This is a genomic window from Gemelliphila asaccharolytica (assembly GCF_001553005.1).
Classification (GTDB): domain Bacteria; phylum Bacillota; class Bacilli; order Staphylococcales; family Gemellaceae; genus Gemelliphila; species Gemelliphila asaccharolytica.
Genome location: NZ_KQ959893.1, coordinates 1 through 3,637, shown reverse-complemented (window position 1 = coordinate 3,637; position 3,637 = coordinate 1). Strand labels below are relative to the sequence as shown.

The following is a 3,637-nucleotide window of genomic DNA, read 5'->3' as shown; positions in this document are numbered from 1 at the left end:
TTGTGTCCAGTTTTATGGGTACACATCAAAAAATCTTAACCTCTTTTTAATTTACAAATGAGCAAAACACTCTATTTCATCAGCATTATCTTTAGAAAAATCGCCATTAATAATGTGATCAACCTCATGAAGATATGTTTTTCTAAGTTGATCAAAAGAAAACACAGAGTTCAAAAAAATTGTGTAACTAGCATCTTCATTCTTGCTAACACAACCCTTAACCCTTGCTGATTTTAAATCCATAATAACAGTGTTTATGCAAATTCCGTGTATGTATGTAGTATGCATTGTTTGTTATTTCCTTTTCTTTAAATCTAAAAGCAAATCCGTAACTATCTGTAAATCCTCTGGCCTTGCATTTTTTGTAGCGTCAAACAAAACTTTTAGCTCATTATTTTCAAAAATATCTTGTGCTATTTTCTTGGTATCCTCATTAAGATAGTAACTATCTTCCCAACCATATAAAAAGCTAGGAGTAGTATCAAGAGCTTTAGCTAAACTTTCGACCTTTTGTTTAGGAATATTTTCTATTATGCCTTGTTCATACTTATATAGTGTCTGTCTTGATGAAGATATTTTTTTCCCGAGCTGGTCAAGAGTATAATTTTTTTTCAGACGAAGATTTTTAATTCTATCTCCAATAGTCATGAGAATCACTCCTTGAAAGAACTATACCATAGTTAATCCTAAAAAGCAACAAATGTGCGATTATTTTTTAAAAAATAACTTGACAAGATACAAAATAAAGAGTAGAATTAAATTCGTAAGAAAAAGAGAAATTTTTTTTCAGCATTTAGTAACTTAAAAAGATACAAGATTAATAAAATACTTTATTTTTTTCCTTAAAATCTTAAAATTTATTAAAAATAAAAATATTATTGCAAAAAAGAAATTTTTTTTAATTGCTGAGTATCTTTTAAAGTTACAAAAATTAACCATAAAAAAAGGAGGGAAATATGAAAGATAGGTATATAGATTTTTTACTTAAAAATAGTTACAGATTGAAAAAAGAACTATTAAATCAAAAAAATAAGGAAACTAATCTAGCTAATTTTTTTCCTAGTGACGAAAAGCTGCATAAATTAAAGCAGGATATAGAGATAACTATAAAATTTTATCAAAATATAGAAATTGTCTATAAAGAAGTTATTATTTTAAGATATTTAAAAAATATGCTAATAAAGGAGGTAGCAAATGAAACAAACTTTTCAGTATCGCATATAAAAACTATTTTAAAAAGACAGAAAGAGCAATTAAAAAAATTATTGGAGGAAGCAAAATGGTAGAAAAAATAAACAAAACTCTTATGGAAAGTTTCCCGCTACAAAGTGTGGAATATGTGGTAATTCATAATGACGCAGGAAGTAAAAGTCCACTCGAATATATAGATTGGCTAGAAAATAGAGATAAAAGCCTAGGGATAGCACACTACTACATAAACAAAGACGAAATAGTAAGAGTTGTAGATACTTATAACACAGCCTTTCATACGGGAGATTTTTCAAGCAATATTCATTCACTAGGCTATGAAATTTGTCAAAGTTATTCGGCAGATGATATAAACTTTTTAAAAAATGAAGACATGGCATTGATACAAGCAGTAGAAGACATGATTTTTTATGGATTAGATATTAATGGCGAAACTGTAAAAGTACATGGAGAATTTACAAACACATCATGTCCTCACAGATCGCTACACTTGCACGGAGGAAATATAGAAAGTTTAAAAAACTATTTTATAGAAAAAATGCAGTATTTTAAAACTCTAGGAAACACAGTTGAAGAAATATTAGAAAACCTAGAGAGAAAAAATTCTCCTTCACTAGAATCAGTAGATGACGATACTCTTGACGAAATTGCCTATGAAGTAATAAGAGGAAATTATGGCAATGGAGAAGAAAGAAAAAAACTACTTGAACAAAATGGATTTGATTATGAAAGAGTGCAAAGCAGAGTGAACGACATACTATCATCATAAAAAAATAAAAAAAATTTGGAAAAATAAAAACTTATTTCGATATATATAGTGTCAGCTGGCAAAGAAAAATAACAAAAAGGAGAAGAAAAAAATGGCAGTAACAAACAAAAGACTAAAACTAAATTATCTAGAGCAAAAAGCAGGGAAAGATGTTGTTAAATCATACTCTTACGAAGTAGCTACAGATATAACAAACGACAATTTAAAAGCCGTAGGAGAAAGTTTTGCAACATTAATAAAAGAAGATATAAACGGATATTTAGTTCAAACAACAGAAGAAATATAATAAAAAAATTAGTAAAAATAGGAGGGAAAATAAATGAAAAAAACATTAGAACTAAGATTTTTAACGCAAGATAACAAAGCACATAAAATAACTATAAAATCCCCAAAAGAAGCTTTAAACAAAGAAGCAGTAACTAAATTTGGAGAAAAAGTAATAAACCTAAAAGCATTTAACAACTCAAAAAGGGAATTGAAAAAATTTGATAAAGCTGTTTATGTCACAAGAGAAGTAGAAGAAATAAAATAATATCTCATCAAAAAAAGGAGTGATAAATTGGATATCTCAGAAATTATAAAGTCGCTAGGTTTTCCAGTATTTGTCGCAGTATTCTGTTTAGTTCGACTAGACACAACCCTAAAACTCATAGCAGAAAACCTAATCTCATTAACAAACATGATAAAAGATTATGTAAGCTCAGATAAAATAAAACCCCAAGACTAATAATTTACCCTCTTACCTAAAAAGTAAGAGGGCATTTTTTTATTTATTTTAAAAAAATCATCTAAAAAACTTATAGTTTTCCTCAAGCTATTGAAAAACTTTAGAAAATAAGATAATATAAAAAAGTAAAAAGAAGAAAAAGAAAAAAAGGAAGACGGGAAATGGGACGTAAGTGGAATAATATAAAAGAAAAAAAAGCACAAAAAGATGCAAACACAAGTAAAATTTATGCAAAATTTGGCCGTGAAATATACCAAGCAGCTAAATCAGGAGATCCAGATCCAGAAATAAATAGAAATTTAAGATTAGTAGTAGAAAAAGCTAAAACATATAAAGTACCAAAAACCATAATAGATAGAGCAATAGAAAAAGCAAAAGGTGGTTCAGATGAAAACTATGACGAACTAAGATATGAAGGCTTTGGAGTAAATGGAACTATGGTTATCATAGACACCCTAACAAACAATGTCAATAGAACAGCGTCAGAAGTAAGAACAGCCTTAGGAAGAAATGGTGGAAATCTAGGTGTAAATGGAAGTGTAAGCTATATGTTTGACCAAACAGCAGTGATAGGAGTATCTGGCAAAGACGAAGAAGAACTATTAGAGATACTAATGGAGCAAGATGTAGACGTCAAAGACATAATAAGCGAAGAAGAAATGACTATAATTTATGCAGAACCAGAAAAATTCCATGAACTGCGAGAAGCACTAGAAAAAGCGGGAATTAAAGAATTTGAAATAGCAGAAATTTCAATGATACCACAAAACGAAGTAACTCTAACTGGAGAAGATAAAGCAAAATTTGAACGTATGTTAGAAATGCTAGACGATTGTGACGATGTGCAACAAGTATATCACAACGTATCACTATAAAAAACTTACTTAAAAAAACTGACTTTTAAATGATGTGTACCCATAAAACTGGACACA

Annotated in this window: 7 protein-coding genes; 5 read left to right on the top strand and 2 right to left on the bottom strand. The window is 28.8% G+C overall.

The window, feature by feature from the left end:
- Positions 1–51: 51 nt before the first annotated feature.
- Positions 52–288, bottom strand: a complete 237-nt coding sequence (locus tag HMPREF1871_RS04170; protein WP_066130379.1) for a hypothetical protein — start codon at positions 286–288, stop codon at positions 52–54.
- Positions 289–294: 6 nt separating this feature from the next.
- Positions 295–648, bottom strand: a complete 354-nt coding sequence (locus HMPREF1871_RS04165; protein ID WP_066130376.1) for a helix-turn-helix domain-containing protein — start codon at positions 646–648, stop codon at positions 295–297.
- 308 nt (positions 649–956) lie between these two features.
- On the opposite strand from HMPREF1871_RS04165, the gene HMPREF1871_RS04160 reads away from it, so the two are divergent.
- The 5 genes from HMPREF1871_RS04160 (at position 957) to HMPREF1871_RS04140 (ending at position 3,580) form a co-directional block, all read left to right on the top strand.
- Positions 957–1,286, top strand: coding sequence for a sigma factor-like helix-turn-helix DNA-binding protein (locus tag HMPREF1871_RS04160; protein WP_066130375.1), 330 nt, complete (start codon positions 957–959; stop codon positions 1,284–1,286).
- Positions 1,280–1,978: an N-acetylmuramoyl-L-alanine amidase gene (locus tag HMPREF1871_RS04155; RefSeq protein WP_066130373.1), complete on the top strand. Its 699-nt coding sequence runs from the start codon at positions 1,280–1,282 to the stop codon at positions 1,976–1,978. Before HMPREF1871_RS04160 ends, HMPREF1871_RS04155 begins: the two co-directional genes overlap by 7 nt.
- A gap of 91 nt (positions 1,979–2,069) precedes the next feature.
- Positions 2,070–2,264 (top strand): DUF1659 domain-containing protein, encoded by a 195-nt coding sequence (locus HMPREF1871_RS04150; protein ID WP_066130372.1) that lies wholly within the window; start codon positions 2,070–2,072, stop codon positions 2,262–2,264.
- Between the two features lie 33 nt (positions 2,265–2,297).
- Positions 2,298–2,510 carry a DUF2922 domain-containing protein gene (locus tag HMPREF1871_RS04145; RefSeq protein WP_066130370.1) on the top strand — a complete coding sequence of 71 codons (213 nt, stop codon included), beginning with the start codon at positions 2,298–2,300 and terminating at the stop codon, positions 2,508–2,510.
- A gap of 356 nt (positions 2,511–2,866) precedes the next feature.
- Complete coding sequence (locus HMPREF1871_RS04140) at positions 2,867–3,580, top strand: YebC/PmpR family DNA-binding transcriptional regulator (protein ID WP_066130368.1); 714 nt, start codon at positions 2,867–2,869, stop codon at positions 3,578–3,580.
- Positions 3,581–3,637 lie beyond the last annotated feature (57 nt).